Raw genomic sequence first — 26908 nt, 5'->3', positions numbered from 1 at the left:
GAAAGTCCCTCCTTATTTGTATTTATTCATATTGACGCGCAGCTTTTTGACAGCCAATAAAAGACAGCCGGCTGATACCAAAACATAGAAAATGGCATAACCAATCCACAGAGGAATGGGGACCATCGTTAAGCTTTGCAATTGCTCTTCCATTGAGGGCTGCAGCAAAGTTAGCAACACTGCCGGCGGGTTAATGGTAGCCCAAAAATGAGCCATTGGTGAGATTGAAGACACCGCCGTACCCATTTGAGAAACTTGAACCGAAATCAGTAAGAAAAAGGCGGTAACACCAGCGATGAAAATCATGGCTCCATATGTTGCGATAATGGCAACAATGGTTTTTCGAATCAAAGTCGATAGCATGACACCTATACTAGCAATTGCCAGTAAGGTCAGCATATAAAACAAGAAAATATAAAATAACTGACTGGGCGAAACGCCTCCGTATAAAAACACTAAACTGTATATCGGTAACCCCGACACAATCATCAACAACAAAAAGGCGATGGATGATGTCATTTTCCCAAAAATAATTTGGAAAGAAGTTTGCGAAGTTGTCAGTAAAATATTCAAGGTCTGTTTTTCACGTTCTGTACTAATGGTCCCAGCTGTTAATGCTGGCGTAATGAATAAAATCAATCCTAATTGAATATACGTCATGATGCTAAATAACATAAAACTTTCATCCGGACGAAAAAAACCATTACCTGTTAAGGATGTAGCTAGGAAGATGAAACCGAAAACAAAGACGCTCATCGCAATTAAATAAAACAAAATCCCGGTAAAGCTTTTTAAGTTACGAAAGCGCAATTTAAGTTCTTTCACTAGTACGGGATTGCCAAAAAGGGTTTTCATCCGATTTCCACTCCTTTTGTAATCGCCATAAAGACATCTTCCAAATCCGTCTCTTCTTCTGAGAACGATAAAATCGGCAGTTTCTGGTGGATAGCTCGTTGCAACAACTGCAGTTGATCTTCATCTGTTCCTCTGTAGAAAAATTGAATGCTATTTTTGTCTTGTTGTACTTCTATTTGAGAAACAAACGGATCCATTTCAAAAAATGCAATGACGGATTGCATATCGCCCACTAGTTTGACACGGAGTACTTTTTCGCTTTGAAGTTGCGCTTGAATGTCAGCTACAGAACCTTGTGCAATCAATTTTCCGTTATCAATGACGCCAATGCTATCGCACATTTCAGCAAGTTCTGGAAGAATGTGAGAAGAAATTAAGATCGTTTTGCCCATAGCTTTTAACTCTCGTAAGATATCTCTCATTTCTACACGTGCACGTGGATCTAGTCCTGAAGCAGGTTCGTCTAATATTAAGATCTTCGGATCATGAATCAGCGCCCGCGCTAAACAAAGACGCTGTTTCATGCCGCGAGACAATAAGTCGACGTAGTCATAACGCTTATGTTCTAAATTAACCAGTTCCAAAAGCTTCGGGATTAACACAGCGCGTTCTTTTGGCTTGATTCCATAACTAGCACCGTAAAAATCTAAATATTCATCAGTTTTTAGTTGGTCATAAACACCAAAGAAATCGGGCATATAACCAATTTGCTTGCGTACTTCTTGAGGGTTTTTCGTCACACTTACTCCATTAATAAAGGCATCACCAGCTGTTGGTTGAAGAAGCGTAGCCAAAATTGAAAAGGTGGTTGATTTGCCTGCCCCGTTTGCACCTACAAAGCCGAAAACTGTACTGTCTTCAACTACTAAATTTAAATCTTGTAAGGCATAAAAAGACCCATATTTTTTTGTTAATCCAATTGTTTCAATCACGGAGCAATCACTCCTTTCAATTTGACTTTCGGCACAACCACTTCAGGGTTGCTCGAACTTTCGGTAACTTTCAACTTTAGTTTGATGGCGCCTTCTGGACCGATATATTGTTTTGCATTTTCAGCAAACTTTGGGTTAGCCTCTGTAATTTCTTCGTAACTTCCGCTGTCCACATTGAATAGGCTGACAGTGACGTTTTGTCCTGTTTTAGTAAGTGCTAATTCAGTCCATGTTGATTTTTTCAACTCAATTTCTTCTGGCAAAGTATAGGTCAGGTCAAATTCACCAGGTTCAAAATAATAGAGATACGGATCATTTGAGACATTTTCAAAAAACCCTGTATTATTGGCTGCCACAAGATCTAACGTCAAGGCATCTACATTTAATGTGATATCACCTTCCAATGTTAATTGCGGTTTAAAACTTTGTGCAATCAGGTGGACAGATTCTACAGATGCTCGTTGATTTTCAAGTGTGATTGGCACAATTGCATCTTTCGTATAAGCGATTACGTAAGGCGATTTACCGTTTTCAGATAATTGTTCGAAAGATGTGGATAGTAAAGTTTGACGACGCGCTTTTTCCAACTCTTTTACATTTGCTACTGGCTGATAGGCATAGGATTGACCGACAGGCGCAGCCGGTGACAAGATCGCTGATTGAACGGGTTCATTAACTTTCAAGGTTTCACCAGGATTGAGCTTACCGACATCCATAAGACGTGTACCTGTCCAAATTGAAATCTCTTCAACCGCAAACGGAAAGTTATTCTGAATAGTTCCCGTAATTTTTTCGTCAGCTACAGTTAAATCGATAGCGAAGTCACCACTATCTTCTATATAGGATTGTCCCATAATCGATTGTACAGACCAGTAACGCATATCTCGCAAAGTCATTTGACTATTGGTTGCACCTCTTTCCAACATTGCCGAAAGATAAGGCTCTGTTGAAGAAAATTCATTAGCTATGCGACTAGTCATTGTAGTAGAAGCAGGCGCTGTAAACTGGTAGTTGCCACCGCGGTTTGACAATAATGAATTAACGTAATAACCTTTTAATCCACTATCCGCGTCTACTTCAAAAAAGCCAGTTTGTTGAATTTGTGGATTACCAATTCGGTCTTTTGCACCAAAAGCGAATAATCCAATAGAAGTTAATACAGCAACTGCTGGAATGATAACCCAGGCATATTCTCGCTTGTCTTTTTTCTTCAGTACGATATAGAGTACTGGGACAATCAATAAAATATAGAATAATACAATCGCCAATATAAATGGTTTTGACACTTCAAAGCTTTCAAACAACTCGTTAACACTTCCTACTTCATAGGTCATATAATCGAGTATGGATTGTCCACCCATTGAGTTAGAGTTTGTAGCAACTGCTGGAAAAAAACTCGACATCATTTGGCTGTAGCCTTTTTGTGTGGAAACCGTTTCGTCTCCAAGCGAAAAACTCATTTGTGTCAAACTACCCGAGCCAACTGATTGTGTGGCAGCAAAAACTTGACCGTCTTTTTGCAGCTTAGCTGTCGCCCCTTCTTTGACTGTTGCTTGAAAAACAGGAACTGCTGTTTCTAATCCTGGAACTTTCACATCGGTCACATCGGCTAATTCCAAAGGCAGGTATTCGCTCAAATTGCCAAGTTCTGCTTGTAGGTTAGTTGTGGATCCTGTAACAACGTGTCCACCTTGTTGAATCCATTGTAAAACTGCTTTTTGGGTAGATGCCGGTAAATCACTATAAGCAAACTCATCAATGACCAAATAATCGATCATGTCCCATGCCTGCACTTCAGTCGGTAATGTAAATTCTTTTAGTTGATTGAGGTGAAACACTTCGATTCCTTCACTTGTTGGAACGTTCAATTGCTTTAAAGGGGATAAACGATCTGGATTATCTGTTAACGTCGCTACAAATAATGACATTGGTGTATAGTAAGATGGCTGTATCGTTTTCTTGCCTTTAAACTTAATGGACTTTCCTTTTTCCCAACCACCTTCAAACAAGAAGATACTTTGGTCGCTCGGTGCCCCGGAGTAATACATATCAGATAATCCGGATGAAGCGATTTGCAGCGTTTTGCTTTCGCCTTCTGCAAGATCTATTGGCAAGGCCATACCAGCTCCGAGGTTATACGTCTCTGAAAAACTGAGTACCAAATCTCCAGAAAATGCTGATCCTTCATTGGTTACTGTGAACTGAAGAGGCAACCCTTTTTCATACTTTACTTTATTTTGAAAACCAGCACTCGAATCAATAGTGATTTGTGGCGCTGCTAAAGAAGGTTGTGGCATAGTAAACAAAGTCATGAATAATGCGAAAACAAAAAATGCCAGCAAGCGTTTATGCATGATAATCCCCCTTTTACTCGTCTCCTTATTAGTACGCTAGTAAATTAAATTAGTTCCATCTTCTCACAATTAATTCTAAATAATTTGAATCAAAAATTCTTGCTGATGATATCCTAGTAAACAAGCTTCTCGTTGAATAAGAAAGTGTTATCTATATTTCCATTGTTAACTAGAAGATATTGAGCAAAGCAATGGAGGCTCCTGCGAGCTCTTTTCAACTGGTGCGAAGTCCTGTAGCGCCAGTTGTATGACTCACACCCTATGAACCCAAAAGCACAGCTGTTTTGCGGAATATCGACAAGTGGCAATCATTAGTTCAATCTGTATCGTTCTATTTATTTAATTTTCCTTATACAAAAAAGCAGACAGCCTGAGCTGTCTGCTTTTAACTTTTTAAAAAGAAGCCATGTAGAAAATCTGGCATCAACTCAAGAACTTGTTCATCAGGATTCAATTTTGAATGATGCAGTCCATACGCTGACGAAACACCTGCCCAAAACATAACCCCTGGAATTTGTTCGGTAAAGTAACCAAAATCTTCACCAGTCATCGCGGCATCGCTTTGTATTGCTTGGATGCCTTTAACCTGGCTGGCGTAGCGCAAGAAATTTTCTGCTAAAGTCTCATCATTTTTAACTTCAAGGTAACTCGAACCGTAATCAATGTGGACTTGGCAATTATTTGCTTGTTCAACCGCTCGGCAAATTGCTTCAATACGCTGTTTAACTTGGCTCATCGATTCACTAGTAAGTGTGCGAATTGTACCTTCTAGCCGTGCATGTTCCGCAATAATGTTCTGTACCGTTCCAGCGCTTAACTTGCCAATGGTGAGCACGGCCGAATCCATCGGGTTCACATTGCGACTGACCACGGTTTGGAGCTGCATCAGCATAGAAGCGGCTGCAATCGCCATGTCTTCTGTCAAATGAGGAAAAGCCGCATGTCCGCCTTTACCATGAAGATCGATAAACAGTTCTGATGTATTGGCAAACAATAATCCAGATCGTGTACCCACAGTACCAACCGGCAGCTCTGGTGCAATGTGCAAAGCATAAATACAATCAGGTAGAAAATCCGGCTTGTCGGTTTTCAGCCATTCCCGAAAAGGCAAGGCGCCTCCAGGTCCTTCTTCAGCTGGTTGAAACAAAATGACAACATCGTCTTGAATGGGTTCATCAATTAGCTTGTGCAACAACCCGATTGCAATGGTCATATGAATATCATGACCACATGCATGCATAAATCCTGGATGCTGGGATTGGAATTCCAATTCGGTTTCTTCCATAATCGCCAAAGCATCCATGTCTGTTCGCCAACCAATCATTTTTGTCGGGTTATCACCACGTACTTTAACTGCAAGACCTGTCCGCCATTTTACAAGTTCAATACGTTCTTGAGGAAACTGAGAAATGATGTCCATTAAATAAGCTTGTGTTTTTACTTCTTGAAAACCAATTTCCGGAATCTGATGCAACGCTCTTCTAATTCTCACTAATTCCATTGGGTTCACCGATTATAGCTGTCTTAGTTCGTGTTTGATTTCTGTTTTTGAACGAGTCTTTTCGTCCATTAATTTCAATACGCGCGCTGGTGTGCCGCCCACTACGGAGTTTTCAGGCACATCTTCGATGACGATTGCGCCCGCTGCGACAACTGCACCTTTACCAATACGAACGCCTTCGAGAACTACTGCGTTGGCGCCGATCATAACATCGTCTTCGACAATAACAGGAGTTGCTGATGCCGGTTCGATAACGCCGGCTAGTACTGCTCCAGCACCGATGTGGCAGTTTTTCCCAACTGTCGCCCGACCGCCCATAATTACGCCCATATCGATCATTGTACCATCGCCAATAACAGCACCGATATTAATTACAGCACCCATCATAATGATACAATTGTTTCCGATTTCTACATTTTCACGGATAAATGCACCGGGTTCAATGCGGCTATTGATGTTTTTCATATCTAGTAGTGGTATCGCTGAATTTCTACGATCGTTTTCCACTACAGAATCTTCGATAAGCGCAGCATTTTCTTCTAGTGCCGTTTGAATATCTGCCCATTCGCCGAATACAGTTACTGAATTGCCTTGTCCGAAAACTTTGGACTCTGTGCCATAATCCAAATCAGCAACGCCTTGACCTTTTATGTACGCTTTTACGGGTGTCGCTTTTTTTGCATTTTGTATGTACGAGATTATTTCAGTTGCATCCATCTGTTTCATCAATAAAACCTCTTTCTATTAAGTGATGTTGTTATTATATCTGATTTAGCATAAAAATTCATCCACTTCATCTTAATAAAGCGGCATGTTTTTCAACGATATCAACAAATGCTTCTACTTGGCGCAACTGAAAAGCAGATTCGTATCCAATAAGCCATGTATCTCGTGTTAACTCTAACTCTTCTTCATTATTAGTCAATGGCATCATATGAACTTCCTCAGTTCCTGTCAGCGTAATTGATGGCAAGATTGCATAGCCAATTCCGTTAACGGCCATTTGCTTACATGTTTCAATCTGATCAACCGTAATTTGTCGTTTCGGATTTGAAGCAAAATGTTTTTGCCACCATTGTTGAATTTCTTCATAGTAAGTAGAATCACTTTTAAACTGGATAAACGGCCGATCGGTTTGAAGAAGTTCCTCAAGTGAGCGAATTTCTTTGTCTACCAGATACAAAGTATCTTTGAACAAATGCAACTTCGGTCCTTTCCAATCTGTATGGCCACGAACAATCCCAATATGAGCTTCGCCGTCGTATAACGCACGAACTATTTCTGAACTCCATCCTGTAATCAACTGAATTTTCGCTTCTGGATAAAGTGTCACAAAGTCCTTTAATACTTTTGGCAACCAATTTTGTCCAATAATCGTAGCACAGGCAATTTTTAACGTGCCGTGCACTTTGGAAGTTAACGTATGCAGGACTTCGAATACTTCTTCTTTTCGCTGTATGGTTTCATTGGCATATTGAATGACCAGTTCTCCGGCAGGTGTAGGCGATAATCCTTTTTGCGAACGAATAAATAATTGTTGGCCCCAGTCTTTTTCAATAGACTGCAACCGCTGCGATAAGGCTGGCTGTGATAAAAACAGACGCTCTGCAGCTTTTCTCATATTTCCTTCTTCTGCCAATATCTTAATAATTAACTCTTCATTTGACACGACTTTTCACTCCTTTTTTCCCACGAAGCCCAAAAATCAAAATAAAACTAAGCAATGCGAAAAATGCAGTGACTAAATAAACATGTTGAAGCGATTCAGCTAATGCTTGTTGTAAAAACCTCAATGACTCTACTTGAATTCCTGCGCGAGCATCTGCACTAAGCAAATCATTGATAGCGCTTAAAGAATAGTTTTGACCACTGTCAGCGAAATAACGCAGTAATGAACTGTTGAGAATACTACCTAGCAATGCAACACCAATTGTACTACCTAAGTTCCGCATGAACATGTTTGAAGCAGTGGCAGAACCACGCTGTTCATAAGATACGGCAGCCTGAATTGCAACGATAAACACGGTACTAGTTAAGCCCATGCCAAGACCAATGGAAAAACTCGACATAGCCGCCCATAAAGGACCGAATCCGGGTTGCATCAAAACAAACAACAAAGATCCTATTAGTAAAAAAGCACCACCAGCGATAGATGTTTTAAAATACCCGATTTTCAGCAAGAGTCTTCCCGAGAAAAAAGCAGCTAATGGCCATCCGACTGACATAGCTGTTAACGTGAAGCCTGCAATCGCGGCAGGTTGTTCCATGACACCCGTTACATATGTTGGCAAGTAACTAGAAATTGCTATTAAAATAACACCATTTGTCAAAGAAACCAGGTTGGCATAAAAAATAGTTTTATTGCGCCAAATCTCAAAAGGCATCATCGGATCGACGGCTTTTCGCTCTGCCCATATGAATAGCACAAAAAACAAGATACTGGCAGTTAGTAAAATCAGTGATTTCGTAGAAAACCAATCAAATGATACGCCGCCTTCAACTAACAGATACAACATAGTCGATAAAGCAGCTGTCAATAAAGCAGCCCCTTTATAGTCAATTACCGGTTTCTTCGTATTGACTGGCTCTTTTAAAAACAACAGAACACCGAGCAGCGAAATAATCCCAAGAGGCAAATTGATCCAGAAGACGTATTCCCAACCAATCGTGACGACGAGAATCCCTCCAATTGCAGGACCCGTAACTGCCGAAATTCCCCAGACACTTGATAGGTAACCTTGGATTTTAGCCCGTTCTTCTCTAGAGTAGATGTCTCCGACAATCGTCGTGGCGATTGGCATGACGGCACCTGCACCCATTCCTTGGATAAATCGGTAAAAAATAAGTTCATCTATTGAATTGGCCAATCCACATAATAAAGAACCGAGTAAAAACAAAAGCATACCGACAGCAAATATACGTTTACGTCCGAATATGTCAGATAGTTTACCGTAGAGTAACACGGTTACAGTACTCATCAACAAATAGGCTGAGAACACCCAACTATATTTTGAAAACCCACCTAGTTCAGCTGCGATGCTTGGCATGGCTGTTGAGACGATTGTCGCTTCGACAGCACTGACGAACATGGCGAGCATGACAGACGCTAAAACGAGTGGTTTTTTTGTTCCTTCCATTCAACAAACCTCTTTTCGATTAGCTATTAAAAAAAGCGAAAGCGCCCGTTACGTCTACACGGGCGCTAAAGTTTTCCAGCTAATATGAAACGCTAAAATTTAACTTCCATCGTAAAAAAGGCCTCTATGACGAGACCTTTTCCAGTTACTGTGCTCATCTTTTCAATTGATAAATTTGTTTTTTTAGCTGCTTTAGTACAACACGCCGCGTCAAAATCCCCATAAACATTTCTTCGTCGTCTACTACACATAGAAAGTTCTGGTTAATGACCATATCAAGCGCTTTTTGAAAACGTTCATTGACGTGGATCAAAGGCAAATCTTTTTCCATGATATCTTCCACGCGGATATCAGAAAGCCGCTCGTATTCTATATGATCCATTCCAAGAATCGCGTCAGTTATCCGTTGTGCATTGATTAAACCGCAAAAGCGGTATTTCGAATCCAATACCGGAATGGCTGAATAGCCTGTCTTCGTTAAGACGAGCAGTGCATGTTCGGCACTGTTCCCCATTTGAACATGCGCTACTTTCTCGGAAGAGATGATATAGTTTTCGATTGGTGTATCAAGAAAATCTTTGCTTGGCAATGAAATCATGTACTCTACTCCTTTTAAATCTCCTGTATTAGACGCTGTCTAGTTAGACTCATCATAACACATCAAGATTTCGGAAACTAATTAATTGTTGCATGAACTTACTTAAAAAGGAAACTTATTCAGCCACTGCCCACCATCTAAGGTGACGATTTCCCCATTCATATAAGAAGCCTTATCTGACATGATAAAGGCGGCCAGTTCAGCCACTTCCTCGGGTTTTCCAAGTCTGCCAAGAGGAATTGACTCTAATGTCCGTTTAGCGGCTTTCTCAGATTCCCAGAGCTTGTCAGCTCCACCCGTTCGTTCAATCGGTCCAGGCGCAATACCGTTCACGCGAATACCGAACTGTGTACCCCATTCAACAGCAAGCGTCCGTGTCAACGACATCACGCCTGCTTTAGCTGCAGCTGAATGGGCAACTCCTGCTCCAGCATTCCAAGCATACGTTGCCAGCATATTTACAATATTGCCTTTTGTACCGTTCTCAATCCAATAGTTTCCGACTGCATGCGAACAGAAAAAAGTTCCATTCAAGACAATATCAATTACTGATTTCCAGCCATTTGGCGATAACTTTTCTGCATGAACAATAAAGTTTCCAGCAGCATTATTCACCAATCCGTCCACTCTGCCAAATTTTTCATGAGCGAATTTTACCATTGCTTTAGCATGTTCAGGTTCCCGTACATCCATTTGAAAAACTTCGACAGAACCGCGGTCTCCTGCAATCGCTTTCACAGCCTCGTTGAGTTTTTCCATATCGCGTCCTGTGATGACGACATTAGCTCCTTCTGAGGCAAATTTCTTAGCCATGTGCAGTCCCATACCACTTGAGCCACCTGTAACAATAATCGTTTGATCCGTAAACATGTAAACATCCCCTTTTGATTAAATTACAACACATAAATCAGTGCTCTTTGTTTGCCCACATTTCGTTAGCTAAACTGCAGACAGTTTCGATCACCTTAACTAAAGCATTCTACAAAGTCATTGATTTCCCCTTTTATTGCACATGGAGCTTTTGTATACAGTGCTTAATAATTTTGATATGATAAAGCTGAACTACTCACTATTTTGTAAGAAAGGAATGAGTTCATGCCAGTTACTAAATCAGATTCAGATATCGCGCAAGCCATTTTCACTGTTAACCGCCATGCAAAAACTGCTCCTGATAATCATTATTTGTATGCACTGAAGAAAGAAGCGTTAAATTTAATGATTATACAACAACGTGCATTAAAAATTGGTTTACACTTCAGTAAAAACCCTCAGAAAAGTCAACAGCAATCTTCAGTCCTCGTAAAATGCGGCAATTATTATTTTCACATGCTTCCGAAAAAAGAAGACTTCTCGTCGCTCGAACATTTAGGCCACTTGGACGATACGTACCGCAATCCTCCTAGCCGAATGAACTTGAAAGTAGCGAAAGAAATTTTACGGATGCTGACTGGATTAGAACCGCAAAAAAAAGAAGTGGTACGTTCTAACTTCACTAAATCCTATCAGCCAAGACAAGTTGACCGATTTTATTCACCTAAAAAATCCTATTTTGATTGATTTTTAAAAACTGGAAACCTGTAGAGGTTTCCAGTTTTTTTATGATCGATAATATTCTACTAAAGCTTGCGTACCTTGTTCTTCGTGACCTTGTGCTGCTACTTTTTCATACATGCTTAGAGATAAGCGAAGACCCGGTAAATCCAATCCCCAGTTTTCTGCTTCTTCTGCCGCAATTTTCATATCTTTTATAAAATGCTTGATGTAAAAACCGGGGCGGAAATCTTCATTAATCATTTTAGGTGCTAAGTTTGACAGTGACCAGGAACCGGCTGCGCCTGAAGAAATAGAACGCAGTACACGTTCAGGATCTAATCCCGCCTTCTCTGCATAAATAAGCGATTCACACACCCCAATCATTGTGCTGGCAATGTTAATTTGGTTGCACATTTTGGTATGTTGCCCTGAACCAGCAGGACCTTGAAATACGATATTTTCACCGAATAAGTTGAAAACTGGAGAAATCTGCTTGAAAATTTCTTTTTCTCCACCTACCATAATCGATAATACGCCATTTTTAGCACCGATATCGCCACCAGAAACGGGTGCATCCAGCGCATGGAGACCTTCCAGTGTAGCTGCTTCAAAAATTCTTTGGGCCAACTGTGGCTGAGAAGTGGTTAGGTCCACAAGTATCGTTCCTTTTTTAGCATTCCCCAATAGGCCTCGCTCACCAAAATAAACTTCTTCAACATCAGCTGGATAGCCCACCATAGTGAAAATGAGTTCACAGTTATTCGCTACTTGCTGAGGTGAATCAACAAGGAATGCACCGGCTTTTACTAAGCTTTCCGCTTTTTTAGCAGTTCGTGTAAAGATTGAAACCTCGTGCTCATGGTCGAGCAAATGCTTAACCAAACTACTGCCCATCACGCCAGTTCCGATAAATCCAATCTTCATATGTAGTTCCTCCTTTTGTATATAGCTTCAGTTTAGCAAACATCTTTAGGATATTCACTTATGTAGATACAAGAACTACTCTCTCGCTTATTAAGCGCAAAAAAGAAGCCGATCCGTAAACGGACCGACCACAAAAGGGGGAAATGAGAATGTTGCTGTTGTTCAAGTATACTATGCCCGACTTGAAAACAAATTAAACATTTTTATTCAAATAGTGATTTTTTATTTTTTCAATTTCAGCGATAAAGTTTGAAGCTTGTGATTCCGGCAACTGTTTATCGCCATATCGGACACGGTCGTAGGTTTTGTAAAAAGAAGCTGATACGTCCCAATCCATTCGTGCTATCCACTCTCGGACTGTCTCGTGACTTTGCCGTTCTAGTTTTCGCTCTTTGGCCATTAGTTCAAGACTGCGAAAAACTTCTCTAATTTGATGCAAGTCCCTGCTAGCTGGAGATTCCTTAGCAGTCGATACGAACAGTTCTGTAGATAAATGATTATGCCTTTTCATACGGATTGTGCTTTTGGGTACAGGCGTTTCTGAATCCGGCTTGATTTTTTTCAGCCATATTATCAGTACTACTGCACTTATGACCATCACGATTCCTAAAAGAATTTCAATTGGAAAATCTGACGGCATTGTTTCGCTTACCAAAGTTTCACGTTGCGCTATTTCCTCATCGGGACCAAGTACCTCTAAGGTTTCTTGCATTTCTTCTTCTGTTGATAAGCCTGCTAAAAATTCATTTACCTGCTCAAGCAATAACGCAAGTGGCCAAAATACAACCCGTATCATTCCTCCCACTGCCCATCCGGCTAATCTCCGAACATCATCAGCTATATAAAAGATGCTGATTGCTACCACGGAAGGAATGCTGACGAGAAGTCCAAACACACTCGCTACTTGGCTAAATTTTGCACCGGCTTGTCTCGTATGAAGATAGCTATAGAGCAATTGCGCACCTACATAAAATAAGATGGCAACAGGCACGATGGAAAACAGGAGGCGACTTGTTTGCTGGTTTGGATTTAGCAGTACCAATATCCAGCAGATGCTAAAAACTACGGTGAATTTCATTAAAAAATAGTGACCGTAATTGAATTCTTTGTAACGTACTGAATACCGTGCATGAAGCAAGTAAACAGACAGCATCCCTAAAATAGTCGTCAACCATAACGGCATACCCATTGCCCACATACTTACTGTCGCAACAGTGGAAAGACCGATCCCTCCTACTAATTGATACGAATACCTTGAAAAAAGGAGGTACGAACTAACGGAGACTAGCCATGCGAGCAACAACCAAATCCAAGCTACAGACAAGGCTCCTTGTGTATCAGCAAAAACCAGGACCAACGCAATGATAAAAGCATCTAGCATAAAGTGAATGGCAGATGGTAAGCGTGATGTCATGCCAAATCACGTTCCTTTCTGCTTGGCAGTACGGTCAATTCTGTTTGACCACTCCATTTCGTAATAAAGCGTAAAGCGTCACTTGGTGTATCAGTTAATAGATAAGTTGTATAAGGCAGTTCTATATGCATATCCAAATGTCCCAGCATTGTGCGGTAAGGCAGTGTAGCATTATTTTTGGAAATAATCGATAGCAGTTCTAACGCCTGATGTCGTTGCTTTTGTCCGAGTCCTGTAGACAAATATAAATAAGGCATTTTACCGGCTGAACGAATATTAACTGCTACTGCATAAGGCACACCGGCGCTAAAGCAATTCTCAATATAACTAGCCAATTCTTCAATTCTATCTTCTAAATCATGAATAGTGCCATAAAAGGCTGACACGTTAAGCGCAAAGAGCATTGATTCATTAGCTACTGTCGAAAAAATTTTTGTCTGGTATTGCTGCATTCTAACACTGGCTTTCCAATGGATTTGATTGAATTGGTCTGTTGACACGTAATCCCTCGTACCAATTGGCTGAAAGGCATCATCAAACAAAGTATGTTGCAAATTGAATTGACCCGGTTTTTGACGGGATGGCGTATACCGAAAAGGGTATTTTTGAAGTTTTGGAAAGACCAGCTGCTCATGTAAAATCGCCGGCTGATACTCCAGAGTTATGCTGCCTTCTCCAAAAGGATGAGCAATGAGTAGCTCCATTTTCTGAATACGCGACAGTCCTCTTCTTTTACCTGTAATTGGCACATCAATTTCAATTGTCTGCTTACTGCCAATGGTAAAAGGAAGATCAACTTCTACTAAATCTCCATAGCTCACTGCACTGTCACCTTTCGGCTCTACTGCATCATGAAACCAAATTTTCAATTGACCGTTCCAAATGGGCAAGCCTTCATTTTTAAAAACAAGTTCCCAAGAAGAATCTCCTCCATAAAGAAGACGCTTACGTATGCGGTTGTTTTGAAAAACCAATTTCTTGCCGGCTCGGTCTAAATAGAGAATTTGCAACCCCACTACTGTTGCTGCAAAACAGATGACAGCTGCAGCTAAAAACTGTAAAAATATCATTGCCATAAAGAATAAGGCAATTAATAAGCCCAATACCCATTTCATATTTTTCGTATCGTCAGCATGGCGCATCCACACCATCTAAAACGCCTCTACCGGTGAAGCAACAGAAGTGGCAATTTCACGTAAAATAGCTGTGGGCTCCTGAATGAGCATACCTTCAGCTGTCAGCATTAACCGATGGACCGCGACGGGTTCGAGTATATACTTTACATCATCTGGCGTTACGAAATTTCGACCTTCGATAAATGCTCTTCCTTGAGCTGCATGAACAAGTGCCAGAGCCGCCCTAGAACTCAAGCCAAGTTCAATTGATGGATGTTCACGTGTTGCGCGGACAAGTGAAACAATATACATTTCAATGTCTTCGTGAACTGCTACTTTACTCGCTTCAATGCGCCATTTCCGAACATCTTCAACTGATGCCACTGGTAGAATTTCTTTTTTATGGGAAACGTTATCTCGAAAATTCCGAATGATAGACAACTCTTCTTGTTGATTTGGATACCCAATTTCTAGGCGAAACAAAAAGCGATCCAGTTGTGCCGCAGGAAGTGGAAATGTTCCTTGTTGCGATTCCACGGGATTTTGTGTAGCAATGACGATAAACGGATCTGGCAATTGTATAGTTTCTCCATCAATGGTCGCCTGTTTTTCTTCCATCGATTCCAACAGGCTTGACTGCGTTCTAGGTGTCGCCCGGTTAATTTCATCCGCTAGTAGTAAATTAGTTTGAACTGGGCCAGCCCGTAATTCAAATTCCTGCGTCTTTGGATTGAAAAAACGAATGCCTGTAACGTCTGACGGCAAAACGTCTGGTGTAAATTGAATTCGCTGAAATTGACCAGCAAATGACCCCGCAAATGCTTTAGCCATCCACGTCTTACCTGAACCCGGTACACTTTCAAGGAGTACATGTCCCCCTTGAATCAACGCAATTAACATAAAATCAATCTCTTTTTCTCTACCTACTACTAATTGATTTAATTGTGTTCTAGCCTGTGTTAATTTCTCCACATTGTCCCCTCCGCTTCTAATTATGCTTTCTTATTTCGACGGTTCTTCGGTGTAGATATAACTGGTCGTTCCGTGATGATAGGCTGTGCCTTTAAAATGCTTAAAATCCTCACGTTCAATCAAAACCTTGCGGAATTCTAGAAAATCTTCTTTTTCAATTGTAATAGATTCGATTTCACCATTTTTTAACGCTTCGAGTTGCTCGTTATAGTCAGTCATGAATTGTTCTCCTTTTGTCTTAGTTTTACTAATTCCTTCTGGTATAATACTAAACGGACGCTACTATTCTATTTAGTACATACTGTACGAGACTGTCTTAAGACATGTCAAAAAACACCTGTACTAGAATTAGTATACAGCAAGAAAACAAGTCGAACACCTTTGTCTTTACCGAGTCATTAAAATGGAATACGGCTTTAATTTTTAGGAGGATTTACATGATTAACTTTTTAAAACAGCATCCGTTGATTTTGATGCTGCCACTAGCTTTCTTTTTATACAATTTAGCTTTTGAAAATACTGCTATTTTTTGGTATATGTACACATTTGCGATGCTGATATTAATGTCTCTCGCTATTATATTCGTTAAAATTTTTGACGAGCTTGTTACGTGGAAATCTTTGGTTTACGGATTAGTCTTTGGAACACTTCTTTACGGGCTCGTTGCTGCCGGATTTCAGCTATTACTATTAACACCTTTCAATATAGCTGGATCTGTCAAAAGTTTTCTAGCAAATTTTGCACCTGTTACGATTTGGCACTACCTACTATTAATGTTTATCATCGTACCGGGTGAGGAAATTTTTTGGAGAGGACTTGTTCAGCAGAAGTTTAAACACTATTGCTCGACGCCATTGGCAATTTTAGCGAGCTCTGTTTTGTTTGGTCTGGCACTGGCATTAGGTGGATTTTGGCCAGGAGCTTGGACTGGAATCATCACAGGACTGATTCTTGGTTTGCTTTATGAATGGAAAAGAAGTTTACCTGTTATCATCGTTTCTCATTTGGTTATGATCGTCTTGTTATTTTTGATTTTCCCACTAGCGATTTAAAGTGAAACATTCCTCTTTCTGGGACGTCTACTAGACAAACCGATAGGAGGAATTTTTTTTATGAAGAAGAACTTATTTTTATTCTCATCCGCTCTAATGATCGCTATGCTATTGGCAGCTTGTGGAACTGCAGCTACTGTCGAAGAAGACACTGAGCCAGTAGAAGCACCAGCTGAAGACACCACTGCAAGCGAAGACGAATCAGTTGAAGAAAGTACTGAAGACACCACTACAAGCGAAGACGAATCAGTTGAAGAAGCTGCAGGTACCTTAATTCAAAGCGATGAACAAAACTACGAACTGCATGTCTTAGATGGTTACGAACTAACAGCAGAAGAGCCAAACAAAGATTCACTGTATGTTTCGGATAATTCAGCCGTTTTTATGAGAATTGAGACGTTTTCTCCTGAGGACATCGATTTTGCTTCTGCAACAGAAAGCATGAAACAAACCTTAAAAGCTGTTAATCCAGATACAGAAGCAGTTGAAGCCAGTAATTTCGATGGTGCTAACTTCAAACAATCCGCGGCCTTCGAAGTGCCAAGTACTGAAGGCAGTGTAACCGGGATTGTTTACGAAAACGATAAACTGATTGTGCGTCTAACTATTTTTGATGACAACACGGTTAACGCAACAGAAGATTTTATCTCTATGGGGAAAACGATTCAATCAGTTGAATAATGAGTACTCCAATAGAGACATCCATCAATTCAAAAAAGGCCATCCAAAATTTGGATGGCCTTTTTTTGAATTAGTATGATAAATCTTTGATCGACAAACCTAGTTTTTTCATCAATTCAATGGCTTGCTCTTTTTCTTCATTCGATAACGCTTCCGTCAATTCATGCAATTTTTTTTCATGTTCCGGAAAAATCTGTGCCATGAATTCTTTACCTTGGGCTGATATTTCTGCATAAGTGATACGGCGATCACTCGGACAATTAACACGCGTAATATAGCCTCTTTTTTCGAGTTTATCGATAACATAAGTAATAGAACCACTTGCTAGTAATATTTTGCCACCTATTTTTTGAAGCGGTTGTTTCCCTTTATGGTACAAAAGCTCTAAAACCGCAAATTCAGTTGGATTTACGCCACTCGCCTGGAAAAATTGATTGGTCTGTTCAGTGATTGCTTTATGTGCACGCGACAGCACAATAAATAATTTCAGAGATTGTTTGATTTCTTCGTTCATCCTATTCACTCTTTCCGCTATTTAAGCTGCATTGCACTAATTATAGTCTTTTTCTTCTCAAATGACACCTTCCTGGGTCTACCCGATAATTACGCGTTCTTTCGGATAGTGAAATTTAGTTGGATCTGTTTTACCGCCAATTGTGAAGAGGAAAGAAATCAGTCCAACACGCCCAACAAACATTAAAGCCATGATGATAAACTTCCCGATTTCTGACAAATCACTTGTAATGCCTAAAGACATTCCACATGTTCCAAAAGCAGAGGTGATTTCAAATATGATTTCCACAACCGTAGCAGTGGGCTCCGTAATAAGAAGTGCAAGGGTCGCCGCAAAGACGATAAAAAATGCCAAGAAAATAACTGCGAACGCCCGAAAGACATCAATTAGCTCAATTTCGCGCTTGAAAATTTGAATGGTGTTTTTTCCTCGTGCAAAATTAATCAAAAACAATATCGCGATTGCAAAAGTAGTTGTGCGAATACCGCCACCAGCTGAACTTGGAGATGCACCTATAAACATTAATGCACTCATAAACACATTGGTGGCATCACTAAATTGCGTAATGTCTACCGTAACTAAACCACCCGATCGAGATGACACGGAATGAAAAATTGCCGCAAACATTGACTCATGCCAGCTCATCGATTTAAACGCTTTTACCGATTCTAATAAGAAAATACCGATAGCTCCAACTGCTAGTAACACTGCAAATATACTCGTTGTGATTTTTGTGAAAAGAGAAAAACGAAAATATTTTTGCTTATTCGAAATAAATTCCTTTAGTTCAATTAATACTGGAAAACCAATAGCACCTAAAATAATGAGAATCATATTAATAATTTGGACAAAATAATCATTAAAATACGGCATTAACGATTCGCCTGTAATATCGAATCCTCCATTAGTGGTGGCTGTAATTGAACCAAATACACCATGTAATAACGCTTCTTGGAATGTTGGAAAATACTGCGTAAAATAAATTGTTAGGATAATTGCACCGACCGCTTCTATTAGCAACATAATTTTCACAATTTCACGAATCAGTTTAACAACGCCCGCCATACTCGATTGATTGTGATCAACCATGATTAATTGGCGTTCACGTAACCCAATACGTTTACCCACAAGAAGCCAGAAAAATGTTCCGATGGACATAATTCCAATGCCCCCAAGTTGCAAGATAAACATTAAAACAACGATACCAAATACTGTATATGTTTCCACAACATTAATTACGGATAAGCCCGTTACACTTATAGCACTTACTGCAGTAAACAAGCTATCGATTAAGGGGATGGTCATCCCTGGTTTATGGACATTTGGTAACCTCAATAATAAGAAGGAAACAGCAATTGCCACAAAATAATACGAAACAATAACCTGTGCAGGTGTTAGATTTCGTACTTTTTGAAATGAATTATTCATAAGACATTGATTCCCTTCGGCGTTTTACTCTCTTCTCATTCTATGAAAAGATGAGACAAAAAGAAAGAGAAATCGATAATCTATTTTAGTTGGTCCAATGAACAAGCTTTTAGCAATTCAAAAACGACACCTTATGTCCTCTAGAACAGCTGTCAGTGCAAAGAAAAAATTTACTCTTTGTCTTTTGGTTTATGTTCTGCATTCGGAGATAAATCTTTATTCTTTTGTTTATAAAGCTGGTCTTTATTGCTTTGTTTAGGATTTTTTTCATTGTTCTTTTGGTCGTTTGGTATTGACTGAGACTTATTTTTAATAGTAGTTGATGGATTCTTTTTCTGTTCTACAGCTCTGTTGTTTTGCTGCTGTTTCTGTGTCTCTTTCTGTTGTTTTTTTTCCGTAGATTTTTCTTTTTGAACTGGCTTTACCGGATCTATTTTTTGCTGTTTTTCTATAGGAGCGCGAGTTTCAACTTTATTGAGAGACTTTGATGGATGGATGTTTTGTGTTGATGTTTTTTGTTGTTGATTTGCTCGGATAGACTGATTTTCATTTTTCTTTTGAACTGCGGGCGAATTCGGTTTCGGACCTACTACTGGCTTATTTTCCTTCTCTTTTTTGTTTATGTCTTTGGTGTTATTCTGTTTTTTGTGTTCATTCTCTGCTTTATTTTCTTTTGTAGGCATTTCTTCTTTTTCCTGATTTGAATCGTTTACTTTAGGCGATTGCTGAATTTCCAAAGTTTCAACTTTATGAATCAATTGTCCGACAGGCATTTGGTTTTCTTTTGAATGACGCCATTGTTCTTTTGTGGCTCGCTTTAGTTGAATTGCCAGTTGTTCATTTTTCACATCTGAAGAAACCGCCATAACAACTTTCTTTATAGACTCGTCGGTTTTGTTGTCATTTTCTTCGACTGCAGTAATGGTGATTTGCTTTGTTCGTTCTGTGACTGCCAGCTCAAAGACCCGATCCAATACAACATGAAGAGAATCATTTTCCCAACCGCCGAGTTGTTCAATCAGCTGTTGCCCATCGCTATTTAGTTCACGGATAGATACAACCTCATAGTCATCATTTATCCCTAGTTCTATGCCTGGATTGATCTGAACTTGGACATAGCCAAATGCTTCTTCAGCGGGAAACACCAAAACAGAAACGAACAACGCAACAGCAGCTAGAGCCGCTGTTAGAGGAGCCATAACGGGCTGCCGATAGATTGCTCTTTTCTTATCAGTTAGATCAAACAAAACTTCTTCTCCTAGTACAGGTTTACCCACAGGCAGTCCTTTAACGATTCGACCATCTTTCAATAGAAAAACAGAGCGATTGTCATTCAATTCAATGCATATTCCCAATTGTCTCCGCATTAGTTTAATCGCCCCTTCAAATATTCTTTTAAAAAATGCAAATCGCTCATCTGCAGTAAAGCCATTGCTATTATGTATTTTCGATGGCGCTCTATCGTTTTGCGCGACACCTTTACGAGCGCTTCAATGTCTTTGATTGGCAACTTTTTCTTGTCCATCAAGTATTGTTTATACTCATCAGTTTCGGCTACTAACTGGGCAATTTGAATAGAAGTAAGACGTGTATCTTGATGAACTGGAGACACTTTTACCAGTATTTGAAAAGATAAGCCGAATTGTTGAAGCATTTTTTCATACAGAAATATTTCTTCACTTCTTTTCTGATTTTGCTGTTCGATCGAATAAGCCATAGCTGCAGCATGATCAGCAAGGCCATTATGTGCTTCTGGCTCTTCCGCTGTCATGAAGTCGTGGCTAAATTCATCTCTTCGGCTTTCTTTACGTATAAAATCAATTAGCCGTCTGCGAATGACGAGGTGAGCAAATGTTAGAAACGAAGCATTATTGGTTTGATCGAATTTTTCAATTGCTTCGTTGAATGCAGAAAGTGCAATGCTATATTCATCATCATGGTCATCGATAAATCGCTTGCATACTTGAGAAGCTGTCTTTTTCATAAAAGGTGAATAGGAAAAAAGCAACTCATGCAATACTTGTTCATCGCCACCTTGTGCTTGCAAAACCATTATTTCAGCATCAGACTTTTTGTTGCGTCCGAACCTTCCACCTAATAAAGCTAAAAGCACACTATTCACCTCTTCTCTAAGTCACTGCCTCCAGTTAATTGTAACTTTGGAATGCGTGTTTGAAAAGAGGTGGACTTTACTGTTCTTACCATTATTCGCTTTTATAGTTATTTTTTTGTCGGTCTCTACACATGTTGTATGAATGATGATTTTTTGTAAAACAATTGCGGGGTATCCATATAAATACTTCCCTTTTTGTTCACCTTATTTATTGTCTTGCTGCAATTTTTCAGTAAACTGCCTACAGAACGGACTGAGGTCTACTTTGACGGACACTTTAGCGGACACAGCCAGGTTGCACCGTCTTCATTGTCATCAACCATGCTATTTTCTTCGTTCTCTGCGGCACTACAAAAAAACAGACAGAGAAAAAGAGTTCCTTTTTCTCCGTCTGTTTTATGATAGAGGCTGATGTGACAACCCCAGCTTTTATTCTTTAAAACCGTTTTTATCTTACTTCTTGTTCTTTAGCTTGCTCTCTGTTCTGCTTGACTCCAAGGATTCCGCCTACCACGACAATGCCGAGTAATACTGACCAGAAGACCAATGTCCAGCCTGTAGAGTGTGGGAAGTCAGTAGGCAAGATACCGACGTTTTCGTGAGATAAAGTCATCACTAGCAACTTTACTCCAACCCATCCAACAATAACAAACGCTGCTGTTTCAAGTTGCGGGTATTTCTCAAGCAATTGTACGAATTTATGTGCCGCAAATCGCATAATGATTACACCGATCAATCCACCGGCAAGCATAACCATAAACTGACCTGAGTTAATGCCACCAATGTCATTAACGCCAAAAACATTTAAATGTGGCAATGTAACTGCTAAAGCTACTGCTGCTAACATTGAGTCGATAGCAAAAGCAATATCGGCTAATTCCACTTTCAATACCGTCATCCAGAAACCTGAACCTTTTTTCTCAGGTTTACCATCAACGCCTTCAAGGATTTCATCTGTATCTCCCTTGCGTTGATCGTAGAGACTCTTAATTGAAATGAATAATAAGTAAGCTGCTCCAAGTGCTTGGATCTGCCAGATATTTACGAGCAACGTGATCATGAATAAGGCTGCAAAACGGAACACGAATGCTCCTACCAATCCATAAAACAACGCTTTTTTCTGTTGTGCTTTCGGTAAATGCTTAACCATTACCGCCATAACTACTGCATTATCTGCAGCTAATAATCCTTCAAGTCCTACTAAAACGAGTAGTACCCAAGCATATTCTAATAAAACTGCTTCCATTCTGCTTTCTCCTCCTGTTTTTTGCCAACAAAAAAGACCCTTGCCTAAATAAAGGCAAAGGTCTCGCTAAGCAAATTTGGTTTGCTATCACAACCGATGGCTACTAACCATGTATTGACGACTGTGAAATAGGTTTCCCTATAGCTACTCCCCCTTGACTGAAAGTCAAAGTGTATTGAGTTGTAATGTTAGTATAGCATCATTTCAAATCCAAAGAAAGTTTAACGGATAGCAATTTGAAATTTTTTGTCATTTTTATGTACGTTGTAAAATTCAACCATTGCAGGCATAGTCGCTATAAAATCTGCACAGTAAATACCGCTTCCTGCCAATAAATTTTCCGCTTTTTGTGTATCAAAATCAGCTGACCACGTTAAATAATCTAAGGTTTCAATTTCGACACCCACCCCTCTTCTTACGAAACCAATAGACAAAGACATCTTCGCTAAGCTATGAGGCACTCGTCCTTTGGGATTTTTCCCTGTCATCAAATGGACCATACCACGATATATTTCTTCCACAGGATGGGGATTGGGATCCGTTAAATGAACAGTTTGTCCGGCAGCGGCTGCCAATTCACTAAGATACATCGATGCTTCCAAAATATAATCGATCGGCACGACATTTAGATACGATTTGGAACGTCCAACGAATGGAATAATTGGTAGAAATTTTACTCGATCAATTAAATTCAAGAAAAAGTATGGACCATCAAATTTAATGGTTTCCCCTGTAATCGAATGTCCACGGACAATGCCTGGTCGAATAATTGTGACAGGTACTTGTTTCTTCATCTCATTTACTAGTAGTTCTGCTTCGAACTTCGTTTCTTCGTAAAAGTTTTTAAACGCTTCTGGTCGTTGCAATTGGTCCTCATAAATAGTTCCTTGTCGATTTCCAGCTACATAGGCTGTACTGAAGTAAACATAGCGTTCTACACTTGGCAATTCTGAAACGAATTCATTCACATGACGAGTTCCTTCCACATTGACTTTCCATGCCAAATCTCTTGGAACTGCCAAGTCATAAATAGCTGCAAGATGCCAGAATGTCACCTCTTTCTCCTGTAAATACTCTTTATCAGCCTTTGTAAGATTTAATCCACTAATAGTGATATCTCCTTCAATCAGCTGGATCGTTCGACAATTTGTTTCTTTTTCGATTCGCTTGGCTTCTTTTTCTGCCTTTGTTCGTTCCGACGATAGGATAATGGCAGAAATCGCTTTATTTTGCTGTGCATGTTTGTACATCAATTGACTCGCAATAAATCCAGGAAAACCAGTAAACACAACTTCTTTCATAACTTCAACCCCTTTTTTAAATCATACTAAATTTTCCATCAATATGTTTGATAAGTAAGAAAATAATTCACTGAGCTCCCTCTATTACGAAAAGTTTCTTTGACATTCACCTTATAAAGTAAAAAAAAAGTAAACCCGAAGGCTTACTTTTTATTCATTCTTCTTGTTTGTCGATCAAATAGACTGTAGACAATTGGCACGATATAAAGTGACAGTAAAGTTGAACTGATAAGCCCACCAATAACGGTAATACCCATCGGCTGATTAATTTCAGTACCTTCGCCGATACCAATTGCTAGAGGCAATAAGCCCAAAATAGTTGTTAATGCTGTCATCAGAATCGGACGGCGGCGATCATGAACCGAGGTAATAATGGCATCATAGGAATCCATGCCATCCTCTTTTCGTTGATTGATATAATCAACCAGCACAATCCCATTATTAACGACAATACCCACCAGAACAAGCAATCCAATGACAGCAGTAATGCTAACCGGCGTCTGCGTAACGAACAGTGCGATTGCTACGCCGATTGCCATCAATGGCACCGTGAACATAATAACTAGTGGATACTTGAACGATTCAAATTGTGCAGCCATTACAATATAGACAAGCACCACTGCAAGCATGACGGCAAGTAACATATCATTGATCGAGTTATCCAGTAATTCCCGGTCCCCGCCAAACGAAATCAGTGTGTTATCATCCAACTCTAACTCTTCAATTGCGACGTCGACTTTATCAGACATGTCACCTAGTGTAATACTCGATTGATGTTGCAACGTGAAAGAAACGCTATCTGCCTGATCTACACGTTGAATACTCACAGGACCTTGAGCAACTTCAATTTCAGCTAACTCCTGGAGTTCCACAAATTCGCCTGCAGGTGTCCGAAGAGATAAAGTGCGTAGTTTTTCAAGACTGTTTCTTTCCCCTTCTTCATAAGCCACATAGACACTGAGAACTTCATCATTTTCAGCCAATACCTGAGTAGCTAAAACACCTCGTGTAATGTTATTGACAGATTGAGCTATTTGGACCGGTGGCAGGCCATATTCAGTAGCCGCCTCGCGGTCGATAGTCATCTGGATTTCATCAATAGTTTCTTGACGATCATTCGTCAACTCTGTTACTTCAGGAAGTTCGGTTAATGCCGCTTCAATATCGACGACCGCTTTGTCCAGTCTTGAACGGTCTGTATCCGTTACAGTAAAGGATAACGTATTTGGCGAAGAACCGGCTGCTGTCTGCAAGTTAAAGCTGACTAACGCACGCTCTCCTACCGTTTCCAGAACTCGAGGCTGTACGTCATCTACAAAATCAAAAACCGAACGATCCCGATCTGCTAAATCTACCAATTTCACGTAAATTTCAGCAACATTTGTTTCCGCAGATCCTTGCGCTTGTCCCTGTTGAGTCGAGCCAATTAGGCTAACGTACACATCGACATCTTCTTCAAGTTTCAATTCTTCTTCTATCAGATTGACTACTTCATCTGTCGCTGCTCTTGAAGAACCATTTTCCAGTTCTACAGAAACACTGACAAACCCTTCGTCTGTTGCCGGAATAAATTCTGTGCCGACTTGCATGATGCCAAAAGCACCTACCACTAGTAATACCAGTGCTGTAAACAACACGATAATTCTATGGCGCAAAGCCCAAACGACCGATCCTTCAAATGCTTTGACACTTCTAGAAGTATCTCTCTGGACTTTCGGTTTTGTACCAGGCTTACCCAACATCCTTGATGCCATCATCGGTATAACGGTCAAAGCGACTGCCAACGATGCAAAAAGGCTAAAGGATATCGTCAAAGCAAATTCAAAGAAAATTTCTCCAATCAATCCGGAGATAAAAATAACCGGTATGAAAACCGCTACAGTCGTAAGTGTTGAAGCAATAATTGCACCTGCTACTTCTTTTGAACCTTCAGAAGCAGCCTTTTTGGCGTTTTTGCCCATCGCCAAATGGCGTTCAATATTTTCGATAACGACAATGGCGTTATCCACTAGCATTCCAATTCCCAACGCTAGTGCCCCTAGAGTTAAAATATTCAAAGCAAAATCGGCGAAAAACATAAGAACAAATGTAACGATAACAGAATAAGGAATCGCTACACCGATAATGATTGGACTTTTAATGCCACGTAGGAAAAAGAATAGAACTAGCATGGCAAAAATTCCGCCTAGAATCAGTGTCTGTCCAATATTACCGATAGCCAGTTTGACATAGTCTCCTTGGTCAAACAGAATATCTGCCTCCACGCCTTCAAAGCGCTCTTCACTGAGCAGCTCATCTAGCCTTTCTTGGAATGCGTCTGAAACTTCTGCTGTATTTGCTTGAGATTCCTGAAGAGCAGACAGTAGGACAGCTGGCTCTTCATTTGTTCTCGTTTCACTGCTACTTTCACGTTCACTAATACCAACCTTTGCTACATCACCGATTGTGACATTATTGCCGTCTATCGGATCGATAGTCAAAACCAGGTCCTGTATTTCTTCCACATTAGTCAGTGTACTAATAATGCGGGTTGTTAGGTTTCGACCATTTTCGGTCTCAATCGGTTCCCCAGGTAAAGAAATATTGTTTGCTTGAATCAGCTGAACAACATCCGATTGCTGCAAGCCTTTTTCTTCAAGTGCTGCCTGATCTAATTCAATTTGAATTTCCTCTATTAAAGAACCTGAAACATTGACACTTGCTACCCCGTCTGTTTGACGAAGTTCTGTCTCTAATTCTTCGGCAATCACTCGCACGTCTGCATCCGGATCACTTGAACGCAAAGACAACTGCAAGATGGGGAATTGAGAAGGATCGAACTTTAAAAAGCGCGGATCATTCGAATCGTCTGGAATCGGCGTTTGATCAATTCTTTGTGCGATATCTGATTGGACATCATCTATATCTGTTGACCAATCAAATTCCAGCAAGATAAAATTCGAGCCTTCTTGGCTATTCGATTGAATCGATTTGATACCCGGCAATGTCGCCAAATTTGCTTCTAAAGGCTTTGTTACTTTTTCACTTACTTCTGTCGGACTAGCACCTGGATAATTAGTTACCACGACACCAATCGGCGGGTTAAGTTCAGGGATCAACGTAATCGGAATTCGTGTAAATGATACCGCCCCAAGAATAATGATCAAAAACATGATGACCAATGTAAAGACGGGCCTTTTTATCGAAAAATCACTTATTCTCATCTTTTCAAACCCTCTCTTTACTGTGTTCTTCTATC

Annotated in this window: 24 protein-coding genes; 3 read left to right on the top strand and 21 right to left on the bottom strand. The window is 40.1% G+C overall.

The window, feature by feature from the left end; translation table 11 throughout:
- Window positions 1-12: 12 nt before the first annotated feature.
- From QMF37_RS03125 to fadH, 9 genes are all read right to left on the bottom strand, one after another.
- On the bottom strand, window positions 13-855 hold the full coding sequence (locus tag QMF37_RS03125; RefSeq protein WP_283476496.1) for an ABC transporter permease: 843 nt from the start codon (window positions 853-855) through the stop codon (window positions 13-15).
- Complete coding sequence (locus QMF37_RS03120; RefSeq protein ID WP_283476494.1) at window positions 852-1787, bottom strand: ABC transporter ATP-binding protein; 936 nt, start codon at window positions 1785-1787, stop codon at window positions 852-854. The genes QMF37_RS03125 and QMF37_RS03120 overlap by 4 nt, the downstream gene beginning before the upstream one ends.
- Window positions 1784-4141 (bottom strand): hypothetical protein, encoded by a 2358-nt coding sequence (locus QMF37_RS03115; RefSeq protein WP_071153574.1) that lies wholly within the window; start codon window positions 4139-4141, stop codon window positions 1784-1786. The genes QMF37_RS03120 and QMF37_RS03115 overlap by 4 nt, the downstream gene beginning before the upstream one ends.
- Before the next feature lie 385 nt (window positions 4142-4526).
- Window positions 4527-5642: an N-acetyldiaminopimelate deacetylase gene (locus QMF37_RS03110; RefSeq protein WP_078080584.1), complete on the bottom strand. Its 1116-nt coding sequence runs from the start codon at window positions 5640-5642 to the stop codon at window positions 4527-4529.
- Between the two features lie 12 nt (window positions 5643-5654).
- The gene (dapD, locus tag QMF37_RS03105; RefSeq protein ID WP_071153573.1) at window positions 5655-6368 is read right to left on the bottom strand and encodes a 2,3,4,5-tetrahydropyridine-2,6-dicarboxylate N-acetyltransferase; all 714 of its coding nucleotides are present in this window, start codon (window positions 6366-6368) and stop codon (window positions 5655-5657) included.
- Window positions 6369-6435: 67 nt separating this feature from the next.
- Entirely contained in the window at window positions 6436-7311 is an 876-nt protein-coding gene (locus QMF37_RS03100; protein ID WP_058384795.1) for a LysR family transcriptional regulator, read from the bottom strand.
- A complete protein-coding gene (locus QMF37_RS03095) occupies window positions 7301-8779 on the bottom strand; it encodes an MFS transporter (protein WP_071153572.1) in 1479 nt (492 codons plus the stop codon). The genes QMF37_RS03100 and QMF37_RS03095 overlap by 11 nt, the downstream gene beginning before the upstream one ends.
- A gap of 154 nt (window positions 8780-8933) precedes the next feature.
- Window positions 8934-9377 carry a cyclic-di-AMP-binding protein CbpB gene (cbpB, locus tag QMF37_RS03090; protein ID WP_071153571.1) on the bottom strand — a complete coding sequence of 148 codons (444 nt, stop codon included), beginning with the start codon at window positions 9375-9377 and terminating at the stop codon, window positions 8934-8936.
- Between the two features lie 102 nt (window positions 9378-9479).
- On the bottom strand, window positions 9480-10247 hold the full coding sequence (fadH, locus tag QMF37_RS03085) for a 2,4-dienoyl-CoA reductase (protein WP_058384792.1): 768 nt from the start codon (window positions 10245-10247) through the stop codon (window positions 9480-9482).
- 225 nt (window positions 10248-10472) lie between these two features.
- Between fadH and QMF37_RS03080 the strand changes: the two genes are divergently transcribed.
- Window positions 10473-10934 carry a YkyB family protein gene (locus QMF37_RS03080; RefSeq protein ID WP_071153570.1) on the top strand — a complete coding sequence of 154 codons (462 nt, stop codon included), beginning with the start codon at window positions 10473-10475 and terminating at the stop codon, window positions 10932-10934.
- A 39-nt stretch (window positions 10935-10973) separates the two neighbouring features.
- Here QMF37_RS03080 and QMF37_RS03075 read toward each other — a convergent pair whose 3' ends face one another.
- The 5 genes from QMF37_RS03075 to QMF37_RS03055 form a co-directional block, all read right to left on the bottom strand.
- A complete protein-coding gene (locus tag QMF37_RS03075; protein ID WP_071153569.1) occupies window positions 10974-11834 on the bottom strand; it encodes an NAD(P)-dependent oxidoreductase in 861 nt (286 codons plus the stop codon).
- Between the two features lie 193 nt (window positions 11835-12027).
- The gene (locus QMF37_RS03070; RefSeq protein WP_071153568.1) at window positions 12028-13248 is read right to left on the bottom strand and encodes a hypothetical protein; all 1221 of its coding nucleotides are present in this window, start codon (window positions 13246-13248) and stop codon (window positions 12028-12030) included.
- A complete protein-coding gene (locus QMF37_RS03065) occupies window positions 13245-14399 on the bottom strand; it encodes a DUF58 domain-containing protein (protein WP_071153567.1) in 1155 nt (384 codons plus the stop codon). Before QMF37_RS03065 ends, QMF37_RS03070 begins: the two co-directional genes overlap by 4 nt.
- Window positions 14400-15335, bottom strand: coding sequence for an AAA family ATPase (locus tag QMF37_RS03060; RefSeq protein ID WP_071153566.1), 936 nt, complete (start codon window positions 15333-15335; stop codon window positions 14400-14402). It lies immediately after the preceding gene.
- Window positions 15336-15365: 30 nt separating this feature from the next.
- The gene (locus tag QMF37_RS03055) at window positions 15366-15554 is read right to left on the bottom strand and encodes a hypothetical protein (protein WP_058384786.1); all 189 of its coding nucleotides are present in this window, start codon (window positions 15552-15554) and stop codon (window positions 15366-15368) included.
- Window positions 15555-15772: 218 nt separating this feature from the next.
- On the opposite strand from QMF37_RS03055, the gene QMF37_RS03050 reads away from it, so the two are divergent.
- Together QMF37_RS03050 and QMF37_RS03045 are read left to right on the top strand one after the other, a co-directional pair.
- Window positions 15773-16387, top strand: a complete 615-nt coding sequence (locus QMF37_RS03050) for a CPBP family intramembrane glutamic endopeptidase (RefSeq protein ID WP_078080585.1) — start codon at window positions 15773-15775, stop codon at window positions 16385-16387.
- 60 nt (window positions 16388-16447) lie between these two features.
- Complete coding sequence (locus QMF37_RS03045) at window positions 16448-17068, top strand: hypothetical protein (protein WP_283476486.1); 621 nt, start codon at window positions 16448-16450, stop codon at window positions 17066-17068.
- Window positions 17069-17138: 70 nt separating this feature from the next.
- On the opposite strand, the gene QMF37_RS03040 is transcribed toward QMF37_RS03045, so the two are convergent.
- The 7 genes from QMF37_RS03040 to QMF37_RS03010 form a co-directional block, all read right to left on the bottom strand.
- Window positions 17139-17582, bottom strand: a complete 444-nt coding sequence (locus tag QMF37_RS03040) for a MarR family winged helix-turn-helix transcriptional regulator (RefSeq protein ID WP_058384783.1) — start codon at window positions 17580-17582, stop codon at window positions 17139-17141.
- 78 nt (window positions 17583-17660) lie between these two features.
- Window positions 17661-19010: a TrkH family potassium uptake protein gene (locus tag QMF37_RS03035; RefSeq protein ID WP_283476484.1), complete on the bottom strand. Its 1350-nt coding sequence runs from the start codon at window positions 19008-19010 to the stop codon at window positions 17661-17663.
- Window positions 19011-19180: 170 nt separating this feature from the next.
- Complete coding sequence (locus tag QMF37_RS03030) at window positions 19181-20377, bottom strand: anti-sigma-I factor RsgI family protein (protein WP_283476482.1); 1197 nt, start codon at window positions 20375-20377, stop codon at window positions 19181-19183.
- Window positions 20377-21123, bottom strand: coding sequence for an RNA polymerase sigma-I factor (sigI, locus tag QMF37_RS03025; protein WP_071153563.1), 747 nt, complete (start codon window positions 21121-21123; stop codon window positions 20377-20379). Before sigI ends, QMF37_RS03030 begins: the two co-directional genes overlap by 1 nt.
- Before the next feature lie 448 nt (window positions 21124-21571).
- Entirely contained in the window at window positions 21572-22369 is a 798-nt protein-coding gene (locus QMF37_RS03020; protein ID WP_283476479.1) for a TerC family protein, read from the bottom strand.
- A gap of 221 nt (window positions 22370-22590) precedes the next feature.
- Window positions 22591-23670, bottom strand: coding sequence for an SDR family oxidoreductase (locus QMF37_RS03015; protein ID WP_071153562.1), 1080 nt, complete (start codon window positions 23668-23670; stop codon window positions 22591-22593).
- A 143-nt stretch (window positions 23671-23813) separates the two neighbouring features.
- Window positions 23814-26873: an efflux RND transporter permease subunit gene (locus QMF37_RS03010; RefSeq protein WP_071153561.1), complete on the bottom strand. Its 3060-nt coding sequence runs from the start codon at window positions 26871-26873 to the stop codon at window positions 23814-23816.
- Window positions 26874-26908 lie beyond the last annotated feature (35 nt).

Source organism: Planococcus sp. S3-L1, assembly GCF_030063085.1.
In the GTDB taxonomy this organism is placed as follows: Bacteria; Bacillota; Bacilli; order Bacillales_A; family Planococcaceae; genus Planococcus; species Planococcus kocurii.
The sequence above is the reverse complement of the archived record's forward strand: the minus strand, read 5'-3'. Positions and strand labels throughout refer to the sequence as shown.